The sequence below is a fragment of the Hirschia sp. genome (genome assembly GCF_058892565.1).
Genome location: NZ_JBZXVU010000017.1, coordinates 101,796 through 123,771, shown reverse-complemented (window position 1 = coordinate 123,771; position 21,976 = coordinate 101,796). Strand labels below are relative to the sequence as shown.

The 21,976-nt window shown below is 45.7% G+C and carries 21 protein-coding genes and 1 tRNA gene; 15 read left to right on the top strand and 7 right to left on the bottom strand.

Annotation, left to right across the window (positions count from 1 at the left end; translation table 11 throughout):
* Positions 1-82 precede the first annotated feature (82 nt).
* The 8 genes from AC5EF3_RS07420 (at position 83) to AC5EF3_RS07385 (ending at position 6,846) form a co-directional block, all read left to right on the top strand.
* Positions 83-493 carry a Fur family transcriptional regulator gene (locus tag AC5EF3_RS07420; RefSeq protein ID WP_493547568.1) on the top strand — a complete coding sequence of 137 codons (411 nt, stop codon included), beginning with the start codon at positions 83-85 and terminating at the stop codon, positions 491-493.
* Positions 494-605: 112 nt separating this feature from the next.
* Positions 606-1,973: a tRNA (N6-isopentenyl adenosine(37)-C2)-methylthiotransferase MiaB gene (miaB, locus tag AC5EF3_RS07415; RefSeq protein WP_493547567.1), complete on the top strand. Its 1,368-nt coding sequence runs from the start codon at positions 606-608 to the stop codon at positions 1,971-1,973.
* 3 nt (positions 1,974-1,976) lie between these two features.
* Entirely contained in the window at positions 1,977-2,993 is a 1,017-nt protein-coding gene (locus tag AC5EF3_RS07410; protein ID WP_015828904.1) for a PhoH family protein, read from the top strand.
* Complete coding sequence (gene ybeY / locus AC5EF3_RS07405; RefSeq protein WP_493547566.1) at positions 2,986-3,471, top strand: rRNA maturation RNase YbeY; 486 nt, start codon at positions 2,986-2,988, stop codon at positions 3,469-3,471. Before AC5EF3_RS07410 ends, ybeY begins: the two co-directional genes overlap by 8 nt.
* A gap of 2 nt (positions 3,472-3,473) precedes the next feature.
* Entirely contained in the window at positions 3,474-4,394 is a 921-nt protein-coding gene (locus tag AC5EF3_RS07400; RefSeq protein WP_015828902.1) for a transporter associated domain-containing protein, read from the top strand.
* Positions 4,395-4,413: 19 nt separating this feature from the next.
* On the top strand, positions 4,414-6,114 hold the full coding sequence (gene lnt / locus AC5EF3_RS07395; protein ID WP_015828901.1) for an apolipoprotein N-acyltransferase: 1,701 nt from the start codon (positions 4,414-4,416) through the stop codon (positions 6,112-6,114).
* A gap of 114 nt (positions 6,115-6,228) precedes the next feature.
* The gene (locus AC5EF3_RS07390) at positions 6,229-6,654 is read left to right on the top strand and encodes a helix-turn-helix domain-containing protein (RefSeq protein WP_015828900.1); all 426 of its coding nucleotides are present in this window, start codon (positions 6,229-6,231) and stop codon (positions 6,652-6,654) included.
* 115 nt (positions 6,655-6,769) lie between these two features.
* A tRNA-Arg gene (locus AC5EF3_RS07385) sits at positions 6,770-6,846 on the top strand.
* A 64-nt stretch (positions 6,847-6,910) separates the two neighbouring features.
* Here AC5EF3_RS07385 and AC5EF3_RS07380 read toward each other — a convergent pair.
* The 5 genes from AC5EF3_RS07380 to AC5EF3_RS07360 form a co-directional block, all read right to left on the bottom strand.
* The gene (locus AC5EF3_RS07380; protein WP_493547565.1) at positions 6,911-7,945 is read right to left on the bottom strand and encodes a LacI family DNA-binding transcriptional regulator; all 1,035 of its coding nucleotides are present in this window, start codon (positions 7,943-7,945) and stop codon (positions 6,911-6,913) included.
* A 24-nt stretch (positions 7,946-7,969) separates the two neighbouring features.
* Positions 7,970-9,340 carry an MFS transporter gene (locus AC5EF3_RS07375; RefSeq protein ID WP_015828898.1) on the bottom strand — a complete coding sequence of 457 codons (1,371 nt, stop codon included), beginning with the start codon at positions 9,338-9,340 and terminating at the stop codon, positions 7,970-7,972.
* Positions 9,341-9,444: 104 nt separating this feature from the next.
* On the bottom strand, positions 9,445-10,461 hold the full coding sequence (locus AC5EF3_RS07370; protein ID WP_493547564.1) for an SMP-30/gluconolactonase/LRE family protein: 1,017 nt from the start codon (positions 10,459-10,461) through the stop codon (positions 9,445-9,447).
* Positions 10,458-12,824, bottom strand: coding sequence for a glycoside hydrolase family 3 N-terminal domain-containing protein (locus tag AC5EF3_RS07365; RefSeq protein ID WP_493547563.1), 2,367 nt, complete (start codon positions 12,822-12,824; stop codon positions 10,458-10,460). Before AC5EF3_RS07365 ends, AC5EF3_RS07370 begins: the two co-directional genes overlap by 4 nt.
* A gap of 194 nt (positions 12,825-13,018) precedes the next feature.
* Positions 13,019-14,377 carry a GntT/GntP/DsdX family permease gene (locus tag AC5EF3_RS07360; protein WP_493547562.1) on the bottom strand — a complete coding sequence of 453 codons (1,359 nt, stop codon included), beginning with the start codon at positions 14,375-14,377 and terminating at the stop codon, positions 13,019-13,021.
* Between the two features lie 348 nt (positions 14,378-14,725).
* Between AC5EF3_RS07360 and AC5EF3_RS07355 the strand changes: the two genes are divergently transcribed.
* Genes AC5EF3_RS07355 through AC5EF3_RS07345 form a run of 3 tightly spaced genes read left to right on the top strand, consistent with a single transcriptional unit; the run spans position 14,726 to position 17,006 of the window.
* The gene (locus AC5EF3_RS07355) at positions 14,726-15,538 is read left to right on the top strand and encodes an enoyl-ACP reductase FabI (protein ID WP_015828894.1); all 813 of its coding nucleotides are present in this window, start codon (positions 14,726-14,728) and stop codon (positions 15,536-15,538) included.
* A 5-nt stretch (positions 15,539-15,543) separates the two neighbouring features.
* The gene (gene bla, locus AC5EF3_RS07350; RefSeq protein WP_493547561.1) at positions 15,544-16,332 is read left to right on the top strand and encodes a subclass B1 metallo-beta-lactamase; all 789 of its coding nucleotides are present in this window, start codon (positions 15,544-15,546) and stop codon (positions 16,330-16,332) included.
* Between the two features lie 17 nt (positions 16,333-16,349).
* Positions 16,350-17,006, top strand: a complete 657-nt coding sequence (locus AC5EF3_RS07345) for a CatB-related O-acetyltransferase (RefSeq protein ID WP_493547560.1) — start codon at positions 16,350-16,352, stop codon at positions 17,004-17,006.
* A gap of 18 nt (positions 17,007-17,024) precedes the next feature.
* Here the strand turns inward: AC5EF3_RS07345 and udk are convergent, their stop codons facing one another.
* Positions 17,025-17,714: a uridine kinase gene (gene udk / locus AC5EF3_RS07340; protein WP_493547559.1), complete on the bottom strand. Its 690-nt coding sequence runs from the start codon at positions 17,712-17,714 to the stop codon at positions 17,025-17,027.
* A 165-nt stretch (positions 17,715-17,879) separates the two neighbouring features.
* Between udk and AC5EF3_RS07335 the strand changes: the two genes are divergently transcribed.
* The 4 genes from AC5EF3_RS07335 (at position 17,880) to AC5EF3_RS07320 (ending at position 20,025) form a co-directional block, all read left to right on the top strand.
* Entirely contained in the window at positions 17,880-18,236 is a 357-nt protein-coding gene (locus AC5EF3_RS07335) for a VOC family protein (protein WP_493547558.1), read from the top strand.
* 57 nt (positions 18,237-18,293) lie between these two features.
* Positions 18,294-18,584, top strand: coding sequence for a GIY-YIG nuclease family protein (locus AC5EF3_RS07330; RefSeq protein ID WP_493547557.1), 291 nt, complete (start codon positions 18,294-18,296; stop codon positions 18,582-18,584).
* Between the two features lie 126 nt (positions 18,585-18,710).
* Positions 18,711-19,001 carry a hypothetical protein gene (locus AC5EF3_RS07325; RefSeq protein WP_493547556.1) on the top strand — a complete coding sequence of 97 codons (291 nt, stop codon included), beginning with the start codon at positions 18,711-18,713 and terminating at the stop codon, positions 18,999-19,001.
* 10 nt (positions 19,002-19,011) lie between these two features.
* Positions 19,012-20,025, top strand: coding sequence for a hypothetical protein (locus AC5EF3_RS07320; RefSeq protein ID WP_493547555.1), 1,014 nt, complete (start codon positions 19,012-19,014; stop codon positions 20,023-20,025).
* Between the two features lie 211 nt (positions 20,026-20,236).
* Here the strand turns inward: AC5EF3_RS07320 and pnp are convergent.
* A partial coding sequence (pnp, locus tag AC5EF3_RS07315) for a polyribonucleotide nucleotidyltransferase (RefSeq protein WP_493547554.1) occupies positions 20,237-21,976 on the bottom strand: 1,740 nt, incomplete at its 5' end.

Genomic DNA, 21,976 nt, shown 5'->3' with positions numbered 1-21,976 from the left:
ACTTGTAACGAATAATGGGTGGTCTCTGGACAATTAATAGCGATACGAGCATACAGTTTCTAAGGTAGGATAAGGGTTTGACATGATAGAGAAGCGTTGCATTGAAAAAGGCCTCCGTATGACGGAGCAACGTCGCGTTATTGCGAGAGTTTTATCTGACGCAAACGATCATCCCGATGCTGAGGAACTTCACCGTCGTGCGGCAGTGATCGATGATAATATCTCACTTGCAACAGTTTATCGTACCGTTCGTTTATTTGAAGAATATGACATTATCGAGCGTCTTGATTTTAGGGATGGTCGTGCACGTTATGAAGAAGCAGGTGCGGGCCACCACGATCATTTGATCAATGTGAAAACAGGTGAGGTCATTGAGTTTGTTGATGAAGATATTGAACGTCTTCAAGAAGAAATTGCCAAAAAACTTGGTTTTAAACTCGTAGATCACCGCCTTGAATTGTATGCAGTTCCGATCGACAGTAAGGACAAATAATCCTGATATTTGATTTTCTTTTGCGTTGTGATTGTCACACGAAAAAATTGAATACAAATCGGGCTTGGAATCTCCTAGCGTCTTTGTTGGTTTTAGGGCATAACCCAGCCCCATGACTGATACGACACAAATACCGAGCCCTAAAAAGCTATTTATCAAAACATATGGCTGCCAAATGAACGTCTACGATTCCGATCGTATGAAGGATGTTCTTAAGCCACTTGGATACGCCCCGACAGATGCGCCGGAAGGTGCAGACCTTGTTGTGCTCAACACTTGCCATATTCGTGAGAAGGCGACTGAGAAGGTCTTTTCCGAACTTGGGCAATTAAAGCGCATGAAAGCAGATACTGGCGGCAAGATGACCATTGCTGTGGCAGGGTGTGTGGCACAAGCGGAAGGCGCAGAGATTATGCGCCGCCAGCCGGCAGTTGATTTGGTGCTAGGCCCGCAAAGTTATCACAAGCTTCCTGAGATGATTGCGAAAGTGGCACGTCAGACCGGTGATGTGCTTGAAACAGAATTTGACGTTGAAGAAAAATTCGATGCTTTGCCGATAAAACGTGATGCTGATGGCATGTCAGCGTTGGTTTCCATACAAGAAGGTTGCGATAAATTCTGTACTTTCTGTGTGGTTCCTTACACGCGGGGTGCAGAGTTTTCGCGTAATGTTGATGCGATTGTTGCAGAAGTGCGTGGATTGGCTGCGCAAGGTGTCAAAGAGATCACCTTGTTAGGTCAGAATGTGAATGCGTTTCACGGTGCTGCACCTGATGGCGGAGAGGGTGAGTGGGGCCTTGGCCAACTTTTGCGACATCTCGCAAAAATTGGTGGATTGGAACGACTACGTTTTACGACGTCTCACCCTAAAGATATGGAAGAGGATCTCATTACAGCTTATGGTGAGCTGGATGTGTTGATGCCGTATTTCCATCTGCCTGTTCAGGCCGGATCGAATAAAATTCTAAAATCTATGAATCGCAGCCATACGGCAGAATCCTACATTGAAACGATGAAGCAAATTCGTGCTCAACGTCCTGATGTGGCGCTTGCATCTGACTTTATCGTTGGTTTCCCTGGCGAAACAGATGAGGATTTTGAAGCGACAATGGATTTGGTGCGTGAAGTGAAATATGCTTCGGCATATTCATTTAAATATTCACGCCGCCCGGGTACACCAGGCGCTGAAATGTTTGGTCAGGTTGATGAAGCGGTAAAAGACGAGCGCTTACAACGTTTGCAGGCGCTTATTCGCGAGCAAACAACAGAGTTTAATAAAAATCAGATTGGCAAAACGCTGCCGGTCTTGTTTACGCATAATGGTAAACTTGAGGGACAAGCATTGGGCAAGTCGCCTTATTTACAATCAGTTCACGTCGAAAATGCGCAGCACTTGATAGGTAAGATTGTCGATGTTGAGATTGTTGGCGCAACATTAAGCTCACTCACAGGTGTGCTAACCACAAAGGAAGAGAATTAGGGCTTGAGCACTAAAAAAACAGCTTCAAAAAATAGAGCGAAATCTGCAAATCGTTCATCTCGCATATTTAAATTGGAAGACAGTAAACGTCTGCGTGATTTATGCGGTCCGGGACATCATAATTTACAGGTACTTGAATTACATCTCGCCGATTTTGATTTGAAAGTGGAAAGCCAAGGCGGAGAAATTCGCATTGATGGTGAGGGGCAGGGCCCTAAACTTGCCGAGCAGGCGCTGACAGCTTTTGCTGATCGCGTAGAAGCTGGTGCAGATCCATCTGGCTTTGAATTGGAGGGCGTCATCCGTCTGGTGCGAGATGATGCTTTACCAACGGCATCTGGTGGCGGTGAAATTATTGCTGGGCTGAACAAGCCAGTCACGCCGCAAACACCGGGTCAACGCACATATTTGAAAACACTTCGTGATGATGCTTCGGGACTTGTCTTTGGAACGGGCCCTGCAGGAACCGGAAAGACATTTCTTGCGGTTGCGGTGGGTGCCGCTGAATTGAAGACGGGTAAGAGAGAGCGTTTAATTGTCGCACGTCCGGCTGTTGAGGCGGGTGAGCAATTGGGTTTCTTGCCGGGTGCATTGGAAGAAAAAGTTGATCCTTATATGCTTCCAATTTGGGACGCATTGAATGAATTGCTTGGTGCACAAGAAGTAGAGCGCCGCAAGGCACGCAAAGAAATTGAAGTGGCTCCGCTTGCTTTTATGCGGGGACGGACGCTGAAAAATGCATTTGTCATTATTGATGAAGCGCAGAATGCAACAATTCCACAAATGAAAATGGTTTTGACGCGTTTAGGGCGTGGTTCACGCATGGTTGTGACGGGTGATCCATCACAAACTGACTTACCAGACCGTTCACCATCAGGTTTGGCGCATGGAATGCGAATTCTGGAAGGTGTTGAAGGCGTTGCGCAGACTGCGCTGACAGCCAAAGATGTTGTTAGGCATGATCTTGTTGCCCGTATTGTCACAGCTTATGATGATGACGAGAATGGACGCAATGCCTGATAATCCAGTTATTTTATCAGTTGATTTGAGAATCGAAGATGATGGCTGGTCTGTCGCGCTTGATGATTGTGAAGCAATCATCGAGACGGCACTTGAGGCTGCCGCTCAGAAAACAGGTGAGAGCGGTTTGGTTGAAGTTCTTCTGACAAATAATGAAGAAATGCAGACTTTGAATGCCCAGTGGCGCGGCAAGGATAAGCCAACCGATGTGCTGTCTTTTCCGGCTGAAGGTGCATCAATGCCCGGGATGCAGACTTTTCTAGGTGATCTTGCGCTTGGCCTGGACGTTGCAAAGGCAGATTCAGATAAACTTGGACGTGACTTTAGATTGCATGTTATGCATCTTTTGGTGCATGGCTTCTTGCATCTTTTAGGTTATGATCACATGTCTGATGATGAAGCGAACACAATGGAAGGGTTGGAGGCACAAATTCTTGCGCCGCTTGGACTACCAGACCCATATGGAGATGCGGCATAGACATGCCCGATGATGATTCGAGTAGCGAGGAAATCAGCCGTAGGAACGGCGGGCTTTTCTCGAAATTAGGAAATTTGTTTTCTGGTTCTAATCGTGCGACCCAAGACGTCGAAACGATAAATGAATCCAGTTCAACGACACCGTCCCCCTCAGAAATGCGATTGAGGGTGGCCGAGTTTGAAACAGCTACAGTTTCAGATGTCATGATCCCGAGAGTTGAGATAAAAGCTGTTGAGGTTGAGACGACTGTTGAAGAGTTGTTGAAAATCTTCACTGAGGAGTCTCATTCGCGGCTGCCGGTCTATCGCGAAGCTCTCGATGATCCGATCGGTCTTGTTCACATCAAAGACTTTGTGGCTGAACTTGCGAGCGGCGACGGCGTAGATAGCATGAGCAATGAAAAGCTGCTTGCTAAGATAAAGCGGGAAATACTTTTTGTTCCGGCATCCATGCGTTTGCCTGATCTTCTTGTAAAAATGCAAACTAGCCGAATTCACCTTGCACTTGTGGTTGATGAATATGGTGGGACAGATGGTCTCGTATCTTTGGAAGATCTGGTAGAGCAGATTGTCGGAGATATTGAAGACGAGCATGATGAAGAAGAAGCGCATTTTGAACAAAGAGCGCCGGGTGTGTGGGAAGCGGATGCGCGGGCTGAAATTGAAGATTTTGAAGAAGAATCTGAACTTTCTCTTGCCCTAGCAGACTATGAGGATGAGATAGACACGCTGGGCGGATTGGTGTTTGCGCTTGCAGGCCGAGTTCCCCATAGGGGGGAAATTGTTCAGCATCCTTCAAATGTCGCTTTTGAGGTTATAGAAGCAGATTCACGACGTATCAAAAAGCTGAGAGTCCGTTGCGGAGCAACCCATTCACCTGCTACGACAGCAGGCATAAAAGAGTCGGCCAAGGCGGTAAGCTAAGGCATATTTGAGGATGCCTATGTTTGAGAAGTTCAAGACTGTTGGTGAGGAGTTCGCGCCAAGCGGGAATTTTTTGGCAGTGCCATATAATTTTCTGAATGGCTTAAGTGGGACACCAGCATTAGTCGCTTGTTTTGTCTTCGGTGCTCTATCAAATTTGTCATTTGCGCCATTAAATTTCTGGCCAATGATGATGATATCATTGGTCGCTTTGGTTTGGATGATTGATGGGGCGACTCGTCAGAAAAAACCTCGATCAGCCGTGTTTGCGCGGACTTTATTGTTTGCTTTTGGACAATTTGGGGTTGGATTTCATTGGGTCGCTTTTGCGTTTCTTGTCGATGCAAAAGCCCATGCTGCACTTGTCTGGATGTCGATGCTCTTGCCATTAGGCTTGGCATTTATCTGGGCGGTTATTATGCGCTTGGCGATTAATTTCTGGGTTCCCGGTCCGGCGCGCGTTATGCTTTTTGCCCTGACTTTATTTATTGCTGAATGGACGCGCGGGCATTTATTTGGCGGCTTTCCTTGGAATATTCCAGCCATGGTTTGGGCACCGGGTGGGTCTGTTTCTCAGACAGCTTCCGTCTTCGGTGTTTGGGGGTTAAGTCTTCTCACACTTGTGTTTTTTAGTGCGCCTGCAGCCCTTTGTGATGGCCGCACACAAGTGGGTACTAAGATGGGAAGCGTGGGACGCTCCGTGCCTATTATCTTAGTTGCAGTCATTTTTGGATCGGCTTGGGGCTGGGGCTCACATCGTTTATCTGATGCAACTAGCCAAAGCGTTGGACCGGAAGTTCGACTCGTCGATGTTGGTGTGCCGCAAAGCGAAAAATTCAAGCCAGAAATTAGAAAGCTGGTTTTACGTCGTTACTTACAACTGACTCAACCAGACACGGGCGACAATCCAAGAATTGTGATCTGGCCGGAAGGGGCCGTTCCATATGCACTATTGCAGTATCCCGATGCTTTAGACCCTGTCACTGAAACTTTGGGCGCGCGTCGTTTGATTGTCGGAACGAGTTTTGTAGATAGAACACAGCGTCCTGAACGTTGGTATAATTCAATGGCTGTTTTGTCCGCGGAAAGTCCCGTGGCAGAAGCAATCTACAAAAAGCACCGTCTGGTTCCCTTTGGAGAAATGGTTCCATTTCGTAAATTAGCCTCGCGTATTGGTATAGGTGCCTTACAACAAATAGCGGAAGCAGGTTTTCATGCAGGACCACCGCCAGCGCCTTTATCAGTGGAAGGGGTTCCTGATTTTCAGCCTCTGATTTGCTATGAAGCTTTGTTTCCAGGGCTTCTTCCAAAGCGAAATGTTGAAACAGAATTTAGCGGTGTAGAATCCGACATGGCGTTCGAACGAGCCGACTGGATCGTCAATATTTCGATAGATTCATGGTTTGGACCGTTGTGGGCACCATATCAGCACTTTGAACACGCCAAATATCGTGCAATCGAAGAAGGGTTGCCTATGGCGAGGGTTGCATCTCGCGGTATTTCAGGGATGGTGGACGGTTATGGGCGTGTGACTGATTTAGCACACGCACCAGATTTTGAAATATATCCAGAAGATCCTAAAGGTTGGAAGTCGCGAATACTAGACTCACACATTCCGAACGCTTTGCCACCGACGATGTATAGTAAATATAGAGATGTATTCGCAATTGGAATGATTCTGTTAATTTTAATTTGTTGGATTACTTTGCCAAGAGATTGAACCTTTAGGTTGACAATTTAGACGATTTACTATGGAAAAAGATCATTGAGCTAGGGTAATCCCTACATATTCCCGTCTACTGTTGTGGGGCAGTAGTTTTACAAAGTGTTTTGAATGTCTGAGAATAAGTTACCAAATTCAATCGATAAACATGTCGGAAGACGTGTTCGCTGGAGACGACGAGAGTTAAACTTTAGTCAAGAGAAGTTAGGGGAACTTCTGGGGTTAACGTTTCAACAAATCCAGAAATATGAGAAGGGCGTGAATAGAATTTCAGCGGGACGGCTGTTTGAAATGTCACGCGTTCTTGAAACGACAATCGGTTATTTCTTCATGGGTGTTGAGGAAATGGACGAGGCGATGAATCGCTCGTTTGCCGAAAGTGATAAGGATCAAGCTTTGACGGGGTTGATCGATGCTGATGCAGTTGACCTTGTCGTTGCATTTCAATCGATTCCTGATCCGAAATTACGTCAGTCAATTTTGACGATGGTACGTAATTCTGCAGAAGCATTCGCAGACAATGAGTCAAACGCATAGTTTGATAAACAACATGTCACATCAACCGTTTTGAGGGATCGACCTCAAAAACTTATTTGGTTGCTGTGACGTGTTGATTGTTCTTACGGAAAATGCCAAATAGTCCAGCAAGTCTGCACCCATAGCTCAGCTGGATAGAGCGCTGCCCTCCGAAGGCAGAGGTCAGAGGTTCGAATCCTCTTGGGTGCACCATTACTTCTTTCTTCATATTGTCACGCCGCTTGTTAAAGATGTGCAGCTTTCAAAGCTTCCTACTTTATGCCGGAGCAGGCCCGGTTGAATTTCGGATGATGAGTTTATGAGGAAGAAAATTCTTTGTAGATACATCTTTTGTGTTTTGGGATTTTGCGATCAGCAATTCAGTTGCAACGCTTCCCAATTCCAAGAGGGGCTGGCGAATAGTTGTTAGAGTAGGCCAAATTTTTGAGGCTAGTTCTGAATCATCAAAACCAACAACAGAGAGTTGGTCAGGAACAGAAACCCCCAATTGGTGAGCAGCACTTAACACACCTGCCGCCATGTCATCATTTGATGCGAAGATCGCAGAAGGTGAATTAGACAATGTTAGTAGATGTTTACCCGCAGTGAAACCGCTTTCAAATTCGAAATTACCTGGCTGTGTTAGCGTAGGGTCAATTTCAAGTTTATGCGCTTTTAACGCATCAACATAGCCATTATAGCGTTCGAGCGTGGCATTTTGATCTTCTTTACCGCGTATAAAACCAATGCGGTGATGACCAAGTTTGATTAGGTATTCGGTGATTTCTTGGGCGGCTTCACGTTCGTTTATTTTGACATCGTATTCATCATCTTCAATGTCATTGGGGCCAATACGTGCGATTGGGATTTTCATGCCTTTAAGGATATCATTGACTTTGGGATGATTGGAAAGGGGTGATACAAGCACAGCTCCATCGGGTGCCCCGTGTGCGGGTAGGCGTTCTAGACGCTGCACTATTTCATCATCGGACATTGCATCAATATTTTTCAGCATTGACACAACCAATTGATACCCATGGTCCTGACAGGTTTGGATGGTGCCTGCCTGAATAGAATTCACATAATTACTGCGATTATTGTGCATAATATAGTGAATCTTGTAGCCGCGATTGCTTCGCAGGCTGCGCGCATTGGCGCTGGGTACATAGCCAAGAGCTTCTATAGCATTTTTGACTTTATCTCGTAATTCGTCTTTGACGTGCGGTTCATTGTTTAAAACGCGAGAGACTGTTTTTATAGAGACGCCAGCAAGTTCTGCCACATCTTTCATTTTGGGGGGTAGACCGTTCATTAGAACATCCTCACACACTGCGTTTTAACCGTCATATTGGCGGGATTTTGATAATTCATTGATAATATTTGCATGCCGCCGTCTATTTAGAGGCATTATGAATATGACAATGGTGGAGATAAATAATAAGAGACCGGGTAAGAGAGAAATAAATAAGCGAATCCCTTGAACCACAGGCGTTGATTGGGTCTCAAGGTGGGCATCATACCCTAGATAAGACAGCATCATACCGACAAATAAGCCTGTCATGCCGCTGGAAATTTTTTGAACGAGTGTGACCGAGCCAAATACTGCTGCTTCATTTCTGACGCCTGATGTCCATTGCCCATATTCAACAGTATCCGGGATGAATGACCATACTAGGACACCAAATGCGCTACTCCCAAATCCAAGGCCTATTATCTCAGGCGGAATACGATGAATGAGAGGCAATTGGATGAAAGCTAAAGATATACCAGAAAGCGTGACAACTGAAGTCGCCGCTAGCCATGCGATTTTCTTACCAAATTTGGAGATAGCAATTGTCCATACAGGGACGCCTGCCAACATCGCAATGGCTGAAACTGTCAGAATTGCCTCTTTTGATGCAAATGTTGATTGATTGATTTCAATAAAGAAAGTGAGCGGGATTAAATAACTCGCACCGCCAGCAGATTGAAAGCATATTGCCAAAAGCATGAGCATGAGTGCTTTGTTGGAAATTGTGCTGGTGATGAAGTCTAGTAACTTCTTGGTTGGTAGTTGGTCTTTTCCGGGGGGGCGGCGTTCTTTGGTATTGAAAAAACAAATGAGCAGCATACTGGTCGCAATGATGCTGCCGAATGTCGCTGCGAGGAGGAAGCCGTTTGGCTCCGTTTCTTCACCATTATTGAAATATCTAACCAATGGAAACCACAAAAGTGAAACGGCAAGCATACCGCTAAATGCGCAAAACATGCGGACGCCAGAAATTACTGTCCGGTTTCGACTGTCAAAGGACAATCTAGAAGATAGAGCGGAATAGGGGACGGCTACAAAAGTATAGCAAGTTCGAAATAATATATGTGTGATCAATAGAGATGCGATCAAAAGGCTTCCTTTGAAAGGAGGAATCCAAAAGAGCATTGCAAATACTAGCCCCAAGAGTCCACTTCCGAATAATATATAGGGCCGGTAAGTTCCGTATTTTGTTCGCGTTCTTTCAGCGAAATAGGCAACAATCGGATCTGAGATTGCATCCCATAGCAATCCGACAAAATAAATAACACCTGCTATTGCTGGGGGAAGACCCACAACATCAGCATACCAGAACATCAATATTAATGAGAGTGAGTTCCAGTATATGTTGAGGCCAAAATCTCCAACCCCGTAACCGATCATGGTTCGCCACGCGATTGAATCAGACCGTTTGTCCATGCAAATGCTTTCTTAATCGCTGGAATCTAATCGGTTTTCAATTCCAATCTGGTTTGAGGTAGCTTATGCGAATTTTACTTCAGGGACAAATTGGAGATTTTTGATTAGGCGTGACAAAGTGTTGGTAGTTTTAGCAAGCTATCGCCAGCTGTGATGAAAAGCGTGTTGCCGGCTTCTCCAAATACACAATTTGCTGTGGCTTTCCCAGTATTGATGCGTCCCAATGCTTTACCTTTAGGTGACAATAAGAACACGCCACCAGGTCCAGTAACGAAGAGGGCACCATCGCTCACCATTGCCATGCCATCAGGTAATCCCGGGCTGGTTTCTGATTGATATTCTTTGGCATCAAAGAACACAGAATCTGACACGACAGCATAATTTTCGTCAATCGTGATATTTCTGACGATAGGATTTTCAGGATCTGATTGGCTAATCAGAATGGTTTTCTGATCGGGAGAGACTGCAATACCGTTTGGAAAAGTCATATCATCAAGCAAGCGATAAATTTCATTTTCGGAGGTTAGAACATAAACGCCATTGGCCTTCATTTCCTTAAGCGGAGACGCATCTAGATCGGTAAGGCCATAAGGGGGATCAGTAAAAAACAGATCACCATTTTTTGCTTTAGCCACATCATTTGGACTGTTAAATTTCTTACCTTCGAAAGAAGATACTAATTGTGTGCGTATGCCTGTTTTTAAGTCGAGGCGTTCAAGTGCGCGTTTACCGTGATTGCATATGAGGAGGGTGTCACCATCCTCATACCAAAGTCCATTTGCGCCGGGTTCGCGAAAACCATCTTCTGCTGTTACATCTGAACCCGATGGTTTTAGAAAAGTAGAAACACCATCTGCTTGGTTCCAAGCATAAGCAATATTTTGTGGGACATCAGTGAAATACAAAGTTTCACGGTTGGAATCCCAAGCTGGGCCTTCCAACCATTGATGGCCCGTTGATAGACTGATTGCAGATGCATCTGGCGCAATGTATTTTGCAAAATCAGGGTCAAATGCTTCCAAAGTGACGAGGCCGTTGTCTTCAACAGGTGAGTTTGCGGCTGTACATGCAGCGATGGCGAGCGCGCCACTACCAAGTAAATATGTTCTTCTGGAGATCATTTAGAGACACTCACTTTTGTTTCAATGGCCGCAGCAGGGATTTTGCTTTTTGCGCTCGTTGTTATTTCAATAGTCTGACTAGATGTTAAATCTTGTGCAGAATGACCGATGAAAAACTCCAGTTCACCCGATTCAACCGCCCAATTATTTCTGCTTTTGTAGACTGCCGCTTGCTGTGGAGAAAGCGTAAATGTGATATTTGCGGTTTGGTTTGGTTCAAGCGAAATGCGTTTAAAGCCGCGTAATTCCAATTTAGGCCGCGCAACGAAAGAAAGTTTGTCTCTCATATAAAGTTGAACAACTTCATCGGCCGCAACATCACCGGTGTTTGTAACTTGCACTGAAAGTTCGATGGAGCCATCGGCAGTCACCTGATTGGATGCGGCGCTTAAATCACTGTATTCAAAGCTGGAATAGCTCAAGCCATGACCAAATGCATATAGCGGTGTGATTGGCAGGTCCATAAATCGGTTAGTATCTTTGGTGATGTCTGGATCTGCTGGACGACCACCGGGGTTTTCTGAATAAGTGAATGGTGCTTGTCCGGTTTTATGCGGAAAAGAAATCGGCAAACGACCTGCTGGGGAGACTTTTCCGTAAACAAGGTCCGCCACTGCATTTCCAGTTTCGATACCGCCCATCCAGATGTTTAAGATTGCATCCGCGCCTGCATCAACCTCAGGAATGGCAAGTGCACGTCCGGTCACAAGAATAACAGAAACAGGTTTTCCTGTATCAATTGCCGCTTGCAGCATAGCTTGCTGGCTTGGGGGAATTTCTAGGTCGGAGCGGCTGCGCGCTTCACCAGAAAGGTCGAAATGCTCACCTAATACGAGTAAGATTCGATCCGCATTTGCTGCTTTTTCTGTCAGGTCTGATAGGCCGGAAACATCGTCATTATATGGATCAGCGCCGACCACATAATCTATTTCTATGCCTTCAGGGGCGTTGTTTTTTAGACCATCAATAATATTGACGACATCGTTAACATCACCGCGTGCACGCCATGAGCCAAGCTGAGTTAGCGCATCTTGCGCTAGAGCGCCCGCGACAAGCACTCTTTGGGGTTCAGTAGAAAGCGGAAGCGCATTATTGTCGTTTTTCAAAAGAACAGCAGCCATTTGCGCTGCTTTTCTGGCTTCAGCGCGGCTAGCTGGTGTCAGCAATTGCGAAGCTTCTCGTGCTTCATCATGATAAGCCATGGCATTATCAAATAGTCCAAGTTTTTCTTTAATTGTAATGATACGGCCGGCGGCTAGATCAAGGTCTGCCATCAATGATGGATCGCGTTTGATAGCTTCAGCCAAATCATTTTTATAAACTTCGCTCGTCATATCCATATCGACACCGGCTTTAAGCGCGAGTGCAGCAGCATGTGGACGGTCGGCGGCGATGCCGTGGTTTCGCAATTCGTCAATGGCATTCCAATCGCTGACGATCATGCCACAAAAGCCCCAGTCTTCGCGTAAAATGCCGTCCACGAGTTCTTCATTTGCTGTCGTTGGTATGCCGGCAATATCGTTAAATGCCGTCATGTAGGAGCCGCTTCCTACAGCGTTCGCAGCATAGAAAGGGGGCATGTAAATTTCTTGGACAGTGCGCTCAGATACGTCGCTTGTTCCATAATCACGCCCACCTGTAGGTGCTCCATAAACACCTAAGTGTTTTGTGGTGGCGAGCATTGTGTTTCCAGCGGCAAGGTCATTTCCCTGAAAGCCTTTGACCTGAGCAACAGCCATAACTGAACCAAGATAGGGGTCAGCACCAGCACCTTCGACTATACGGCCCCAGCGTGGATCACGGGCAATGTCGACCATAGGGGCAAATGTCCAGTGAAGGCCGGAAGCTGTTGATTCTTCGGCGGCTATTCTGGAAGCTGATTCCCAAATATCAGGGTCCCATGCGCTTGCCATACCAAGGGGAACAGGGAAGATAGTTTTATATCCATGCACAACATCCATTGCGAACAGAAGCGGAATGCCATGAGTGCTTTCTTCGATAGCGACTTTTTGTAATTCACCTAATTCTTTTGCACCAGCAACGTGGAGATAGGAGCCGATTTCGCCGCGCCGTACCTTGTCTAATTCTTCAGGTGTCAGTTTTGAATTGAGGTTTTTGCTGCGTCCACCGGCAGCCTGATGCAGCTGCCCAATTTTTTCTTCAACGCTCATAACGGCTAATAGGTTTTTAGCGCGCTCAGAGAGACAAGCCATTGCCGCGTCATTTTGTGTAACTTTACTAGCTGCGACCATTTCAGCTTGACTTGCAGCACTAGGGTTTTCTGCGCCGGAGAGTGCGGTACATCCAGTTAAAGCTGCAATACATAAAGCTGATTGTAGGCTGTTTTTCAAAGAAATTTTCATGCTTTTATATGTGCTCCATTATTTGAAAGCTGTTTCAAATTCTGGTTCCGACACAAACCCCTATCTTTTATCAAATTAATATTTCGCCGTATTTATTCACAAGTACGGCTTATTTGTCAACGTTGTCAAAATATAGAATATGATGTTTTTATCTATAATTTTAATTTATCCGTGTACTGATGATTATTGCTGGATTAGGTTATAATCCATAGCGAACACACAATCAGAAACGCCGTTCCGCCTAGTATCGTTGTGGACGCTGTCCAGCTTTTTAAGGTCTGTGCTTCACTAAATTTTAAATACCGACTGACCAACCAAAAACCTGAATCATTGACATGTGAAAGCACTGATGCGCCAGAAGCAATTGCGATAACGAGCAGGGCGAGTTGTGGGCCTTGTATGCCGATTGTTTCAGCAACGGGTGCTGTAAGCCCTGCAGCGGTTATCATTGCAACAGTAGACGAGCCTTGAGCAACGCGGACAATAACCGCAATAACAAAAGCAAAACAAACAATTGGCAAGGCATTGGCTTGCAATAGGGCTGCTAGATCTGCACCAGCTCCTGATGAAACAAGCATTTGTTTAAACACGCCACCAGCACCAGTGACGAGTACGATAATTCCTGCTGGTTCTAGGGCTTTTACCATGGCTGTATTCAAGGTGGGGGCGTCTACACCGCGTCTAATTCCGATGAAATACCATGAGAAAAGACAAGCAATTAACAAGGCGATGAAAGGGTGTCCGGTGAAGAGAATGACCTCAATATACAAAGGCGTTTCTTGTGTGTTGTCGATACTCATTTTTGTAAGTGTGCTTACGAGGATAAGCGCAAGAGGTATCAAAATGGTCGAGATCGCTGCCATAAACCCGATTGGATTTTTAATCTCTTCAATCGGGGTATCCGGACTTGTATCAAATAGACCTTCAGGTGTTTGAAATTCCTTCATTTTTGCGAGTTTTTTTGCGAAAATTGGCCCCGCAATAAGGGTGGCTGGCAGGCCTGCAATAGCCCCAAATGCGATGACCCATCCAAGGTCTGCATTTAAAATGTCGGCCACGGCGATTGGGCCCGGGGTTGGCGGGATGAATGCGTGTGTTGCGGCAAGGCCTGCAAGGAGGGGAATTGCGTAGAAAACAAGTGGCTTTTTGGTTGATTTTTGTAAGCCCATCAAAACGGGCATTAATATGATGAAGGCGATATCAAAGAAAACGGGGATGGCGACAATAAATCCAATAAGACCAAGTGCGTATTGAGATCTGTCAGCTCCAAATCGTTTGAGGACAGTGGTGGATATTGCCTGCACACCACCAGATTGTTCGAGCAATACTCCCATCATAGCGCCAAGTCCGACGACAATAGCAACAAAGCCTAACGTGCCGCCCATGCCTGATTTTACGGCTTCAATTACATTGTCGGGCGTCATGCCGACACATAATCCAAACCCTAAACTCGCCATGAGCAAAGCGATGAATGCGGGGAGTTTTACTTTCAAAACCAGAAATAAGAGTGTGGCGATCGCGATGATCGTAAAGAGTATTGGTGCTGAAAACATGTCTTACCTCCCCAGGCGATTTTTGGGTTGACTAGGCCATCAAATGATAACGTTGTCAAATATTAATCTGTAGTTTCTCGACGCTAAGATGGGGTTTTTGCTATGACTAAAAGTGTCTGTAGGAACGCAAATTTATCGGGAGATATTGTCGACAGATGTGTCATTGAGTGCGGAATGTGTGATGACCTTCTGTGGTTTTCGTGTTGCTTTAGTCTCGCGTTTTTGGGCTTGTGATGTGGTTTTGGTTGGTTCGTGTGCTTGCGGGCAGGGAATGCTTGTGGTTGACGTATTGTAACGAATTATTACTAAGTTAATTCAACCGATTTTTTATTCGACGGAGATCCCCATATGGCGGACTGGAACTTCCCTAAAGGTGACTTGATGGCTGGCAAGCGTGGCTTGGTCATGGGTGTCGCAAACCAAAACTCCATTGCATGGGGTATTGCCCAGCAATTGGCCGCACAGGGTGCGGAAATGGCTTTTACTTATCAAGGTGAAGCTCTGGAGCGCCGCGTACGTCCCCTGATTGAATCCATCGGCATGGACACGATGATTTCAGCGGATGTGACAAATGATGATGAGATGGACGCAGCTTTTGCGACACTCAAAGAAAAATACGGCAAGTTGGATTTCGTTGTTCACGCAATTGCCTATGCTGGCAAGGATGAGCTGAAAGGTTCCATGGTTCACAACACAACGCGTGAAGGTTTTGCGCGTGCGATGGATATTTCTGTTTTCTCTTTCATTGATGTATGTCGCCGTGCTTCTGAAATGATGGAAGAGGGTGGGTCTATCATCAACTTAACTTATCTTGGGTCTGAGCGTGTTATTCCATCTTACAATGTGATGGGTGTGGCGAAGGCTGGTCTTGAAGCGGCGACACGCTATGCCGCCCGCGATATGGGTAAGCAGGGTGTACGCGTGAACGCGATTTCTGCGGGACCAATGCGGACTTTGGCGTTGATGGGTATTAAAGGGTCTAAGTCTCTGATGTCTGCTGGACGTGATATGTCTCTTTTGGGTGAAGATACAAAAATGGAAGGTGTGGCTGGAGCCGCTCTTTATCTATTGTCTCCTATTGGTGCTTCTATCACGGGTGAAGTGCTTCACGTAGATGCAGGTTTCCATGTTGTAGGTGTGCCTGAGCCATCTGAGGAATAGAAAAATTGCGTTACACCCTGATTGGAATATCCTTGCTTTCAAGTTTTGTGTTCCTTTCAGGGTGCATGCATCAAGTGCCTGTTTTATCCCAACAGTCTGAGCAAACGACACAAATTGAAGGTGTTGAAGAAAAGCCCGTAGAGTTTGTAAAACTCGGGACGGGCGTATGGATGCACACGGGTTATAAAGTTGTGCCGCCATGGGGAAATATCCGTACAAATGGACTGATCATTGAGCGCGGCAATTACAGCGTGCTTATTGATACGGCTTGGAATGATGCGCAAACTGCTGAAATTGTTACGTGGGCAAAAGATACCTTACAAAAGCCGATACGGGCTTCCATTCATACGCATGCACACAGCGATAAAATGGGCGGCATGGACGCTTTGCATATATTGGGGGTTGAAACCTTTGCCACTGATTTAACAAATAGATTGGCGATTGAGCGCGGTTTAATGCCGGCTAAAAATGTTTTGAATATTTCTGAAATTGGAAGCCAGATTGAGTGGGAAGGGCTGACGATTCTCTACCCTGGCGGTGGGCATTCCGAAGATAATATCGTGGTCAATGAGAGCGTGAATAACATATTGTTTGGCGGGTGTATGATCCGCCCCGGAATGACGGCTTCATTGGGCAATATCGATGATGCAAATCTTGGCTATTGGTCAAAGGCTGTTGAAAATGCAGCAAATGCATTCCCAGAAAGTGAGATTGTTATTCCAAGCCATGGCAAGCCAGCGGGGCGCGAGATTTTGAAAAATACAGCGTATATTGCACGGCCAAAACTTGATTAAATCCTGAGATCATTTTCATGCCAGCATCACGATCAAAAAACAATGAATTGGGACCTGACCCGCTGACCCTGCGACCGATATGGGATACGGCATTTTTAAAAGCTGTTGTGACATCCCCCAATATCGAAGTGGGGGAGTATAGCTATTATAATGACCCGAAGGGCCCTGAGCATTTTCAAACACATTGCGTGAAATATCACTTTGATTTCATTGGTGATAAACTCATCATTGGGAAATTTTGTGCCTTTGCCACAGACATTGAATTTATCATGAATGGTGCAAACCATGCCATGACTGGCTTTTCTACTTTTCCGTTTCACACTTTTGGAAAAGGGTGGAAAAATGGATTTGATATGACCACTGTCACCGATGGTTTGCGAGGCGATACGGTGGTTGGACATGATGTTTGGATTGGACGCGGCGCGACCATTATGCCGGGGGTGAGCATTGGTCATGGGGCTATTATTGGAGCTAAGGCGGTTGTCGCCAAGGATGTGCCGCCTTACAGCGTTGTTGTTGGTAATCCAGCGCAGATTGTGCGTCAGCGCTTTGATGAGGCGACAATCAATACGCTTTTAGAACTTGCTTGGTGGGACTGGCCGATTGAGCGCATTTCTAAGGCGCTAAATGCCATTCGCGGCAATGATATTGAGGCCTTGAAAAGCTTTGTCTAGCATTTGCTAAAGCGTGCCTTAGCTTGTTATGATGCCTTCTTCGATGAGATAGCTCCATAAAGGCGCAAGTAGGCGTGCTTCAGCGCGCGCATTGGGTGAGCCAACTTGTGCCGCCAGCGGGCCTTCATCTTTGATGATGAGATCACAGAGGAATTTGGCTGGTTCAGTATATTGCGCATGGGCAGGGCGCACGAAATTTAGATATTGCGCTAAAACACGATTGAGTTCGCGATTGCGCTCGTTTACATCGCGCTCAATGCGGCGGGCCAAACGTAAATCGGCAGGTGTTTCGACAAAAATCGTCAGATCGAACAGGTTGAAATAAGACTTGTCACTGAGCGTATGCACACCTTCACACACAATGATTGGGCGCGGTGATAACACTTTTTCTGCGCCATCAATGCGGTCATGCTTGGTGAAATCATAAACGGGTTGAGAGATTGTTCTGCCTTGGCGAAGCGCGACGAGGTGGGCTTCATACATATCCATATTTTTGGAAGCAGGGTCATCAAAGTCGACGCGTTCTTCCATTTCCTTCATCGACCATAAAGGCGCATCTGGATGTTGGTGTTCGCGCGGTTTGTAATAATTATCTTCGCCCATAAGCAGGACTTTGTCTTCGCCCAATTTATCAAGCAGGGCTTGGGCGAGCGTGGATTTTCCAGAGCCTGATCCGCCCGTAATTGCGATCATATAAGGTTTGTTCATGAGGGAAGGCTCTTTAAAATTGTTTTGAATATTGCAGCGATAGCTGACGAATAAGCAAAGCACAATCTTGAGATCTTTAAAACACTACTGACATGGGTTGGTAATTGGCTGGTTTATCTATTTTCCACTGTTTTACGGGGCAATTTAAGGTTTGGAGATACCAAGATGAAATTGAACTATGTGGTGCTTGGCACGAATAATATGGATGCTGGCGTTAAATTTTATGACTCACTTTTTGATGATGCCGAGATGAATAAAATGGTGGCAAGTGATCGTATGACCTATTGGCTAAGCGAGGATTTTGCCTTTGCTCTGGCTATTCCCTTTGATGCGCAAACTGCCACACATGGCAATGGCAGCATGATTGGCTTTAGTGTTGGCTCGCCTGCGGAAGTGGAACGCCTTTATAAAAAAGCAATTGATCTTGGCGGCACATGCGAAGGCCAACCCAATCAACGCGGCCCGCGTTTTTCTGCTTATGTGCGGGATCTGGATAAGAATAAGATTTGCTTTTCTGATTGAGGGGCGGGGATAAGTTTAGACTTGTCCTACATAATTTGTTCTCATAATGTTCTATCTATGAGCTATGCTATCTATATTGTTGCATCCAAGGATCAGGGCACGATTTATATTGGTGTGACCAATAATATTGCGCGCCGCATTTGGGAACATAAACAAGGTGTTGTGGATAGTTATACAAAGCGATACGCGGTTAACCGGCTCGTCTATGTTGAATGGTTTGACAATATTGAGGCAGCGATCAAGCGCGAAAAGCAGCTTAAAAATTGGCAAAGGCGATGGAAAATTTCGCTGATAGAAAGTGATAACCCGCATTGGCGCGATCTGTATTTTGACCTTTGCCCTGAGTGATTTTGTTGTGTCGCGGGAATGATGTGAGGCTTACTATAGGGTGGGAAAAGCGCGTACATCTTGGTAAGTGGAGGCCGTCATGTCCGCGACAACACCTGTCATCCCAAACTTGATTTGGGATCTATTATGCAGCTTAGGCTGGCTTTGATGTTTAAGAAAAATGCTCTCGTTTTGGATGCGTGCGTTGGATTTGAAACGCCAATCTGTTTTGAAAAGTGGATCCCGAGTCAAGCTCGGGATGACACAGAATGGCGTGAGGCCTTTCAAAACACGTCTGTCATGCCCGACGCAGCGCGTCAGGGTATCATCTCGAATTCTATCGACTTTGGTATGCGTTGTATGTTTGGGAATTGGGGAGGGGCTGGGGTGGTTTATTCGTGTTTAATACAGCTTACATTGCTACATGGATTAGTTTGAGGGACTTTTGATGAATCGTCACTTAAGGCGTAAGGAAACGGCAGCATTAAAAGCGCGTAAGAACGCTGAAAGAAAGCATGCGATCAAAACGTTGAATGAAATACCGATTGATCTGAATTCAGATCGAGTGAAACGTGCGGTAAAAAATGTAGCAACTAAACTCAAGCAAGATGGAGAACCAATTAATGTCTTCTTTTCTGCTGTTGCAGAATTGGTGATAGTTGAATGTTATCGAATTGGACCAACTTCATTTACAAACGATGATTTCTTCGAAAGACCGATCAATAACGAACCTGTAAATTGGCAATATCAAAGTCGAATCACATCAATCGCGGATACACTATTCAATTTGTACGATTGTGAAGGTTTCGGTTTATTCTGCAGAAAACTACACTATCAAAACGTACGGTCAGTCTTTTTTGAAGCATTTGCAGCGGGAATGATGAAGGCGCTTGGCTATAAAATTAGTTTTCAGCAAGAAGTCAGAGTGAAAGGCAGAGATTTTGATTTCGTGTCTACAAAAGATGATCGGATAATCAATTGTGAAGTTACAGCGCTGACGTCCGATAGGTTTTCAGTCAAAAGCATTTCGAATGCGCTTCATAAAAAACGAAAGCAACTACCTTCTGAAAATCCAGCGGTTATTTTTGTAATTATTCCTGAGGATTGGATAGTAAACAACAATGATGAAGTCCAAAATTGTCTTCGAGATGCTGCAAGCGAACTTTTTGAGAGATCGCAGAGGATAAATGCAATTGTGTATCTCAATGAGTTACATGAAGATCATGGATTGCAAATACGAGGGAATTTGGAGTTTCAATTTCAAGCGTGTGTAACTTCGGAACCTAGATATGAAGTTCCAGAGTTACTGGGATTAATTGATGGTACACTAGATAGTCCGGACTTAACCCCCACTAAAATTGAACTAGAGTCACTACAAAATTTTCGTAAAGACACACCATTTTTCCAATGGGCTCAACAAATATGGGATGCCAGTGGAAGACCAGAATCTAAATTTGAGTAGTAACTCTCCCCAACAAAAAAACGGCCGTATCATTTCTGACACGGCCGTTTTCAATATTCAATCACTGCTTGTCATCCTGACGAAAGTCAGGATCCACTTGCCGATCTCGTCTGGCATTGAGATTGGCTAATCTTCGTTTTCGAGCTGAAGAGCCAATCTCAGTTGATAAGTGGATCCCAAATCAAGTTTGGGATGACAGTCGCTTTTAGTCTTAAGCGTCGTCGCCTTCTTTGGCGATTTCTTTTCCTGTTTCTTGGTCGACCACTTTCATGGAAAGACGAACCTTACCGCGATCGTCGAAGCCAAGAAGTTTAACCCAAACAGTTTGGCCTTCTTTGACCACATCAGATGTTTGCTTCACGCGCTCTTCAGCAAGCTGAGAGATGTGAACCAAACCGTCTTTTGCGCCGAAGAAGTTTACGAAAGCACCAAAGTCCATGACTTTAACAACTTTACCTTCGTAGATTTCACCAACTTCAGGCTCAGCAGTTAGGCCGTGGATCCATTTGTAAGCCGCGTCGATAGATTCTTTGTCCACCGCAGCGATTTTAACAGTCCCATCGTCTTCCACAGACACTTTCGCGCCTGTTTCTTCAACGATCTGACGGATAACTTTACCACCAGTTCCGATAACATCACGGATTTTGTCAGTCGGGATTTGCATTGTCACGATGCGTGGTGCATTTCCAGACACATCATCACGTGATCCATCAAGGGCTTTGTTCATCTCATCTAGGATGTGAGCACGTCCGCCTTTAGCCTGCTCAAGCGCAGTCTGCATGATTTCTTTTGTGATACCAGCGATCTTAATGTCCATTTGCAGTGATGTCAGACCTTCAGTCGTACCAGCCACTTTAAAGTCCATGTCACCTAAATGGTCTTCATCACCAAGGATATCTGAAAGAACGGCGATACCGTCTTCATCCTTGATAAGACCCATAGCGATACCAGATACTGGACGTGTGATTGGCACACCCGCATCCATCATTGCCAATGAGCTACCACAAACAGTCGCCATTGATGATGATCCGTTTGATTCAGTGATCTCAGATACAAGACGAAGTGTGTAAGGGAAGTCTTCATTTGTTGGAAGAACAGCCTTAAGCGCACGCCAAGCCAATTTACCGTGACCGATTTCACGGCGACCAGCACCGCCCATGCGTCCAACTTCACCTACAGAGTAAGGCGGGAAGTTGTAGTGAAGCATGAAGTTTGATTTTGATGTACCTTCTAGGCCATCAATGAATTGCTCGTCTTCACCCGTACCTAGTGTTGCCACACAGATTGCTTGTGTTTCACCACGTGTGAAGAGGGCAGACCCGTGTGTACGCGGAAGGATAGACACTTCACCAAGGATTGGGCGAACCTGATCCAAAGCACGGCCATCAATACGCACACCTGTTTTGATGATGTCGCCACGGACAACTTTTGCTTCAAGGGATTTGAAAATACCTTTGAAGAAAGCTTCGCTCCAGCCGTCTGGATTTTCATCAGATGCAACCAATTGTGCTGCAGCTTTTTCGCGGGCTTCACCCACAGCAGCGTAGCGCTCGGCTTTTTCTTTGATTTTGTAAGCAGCTGAAATGTCAGCGCCAACAAGTTCTTCAAGTTTAGCAAGCTCAGCAGATTTGTCTTCTGGTTGGAAGTCCCAAGGCTCTTTCGCAGAACGCTCAGCAAGGTCGATAATGCCATCGATAACTGTTTGGAAGCTCTCGTGACCAGCCATAACAGCGCCAAGCATAACTTCTTCAGAAAGTTCTTTAGCTTCTGATTCAACCATCATCACGGCGTCTTGTGTACCAGCGACAACAAGGTCAAGCTGCGTGTCAGCCATTTGGTCAAGTGTTGGGTTGATGATGTATTCGCCATCTTTATAGCCAACGCGCGCTGCACCGATTGGACCCATGAAAGGTACACCGGAAACTGTTAGCGCAGCAGAAGCAGCAACCAT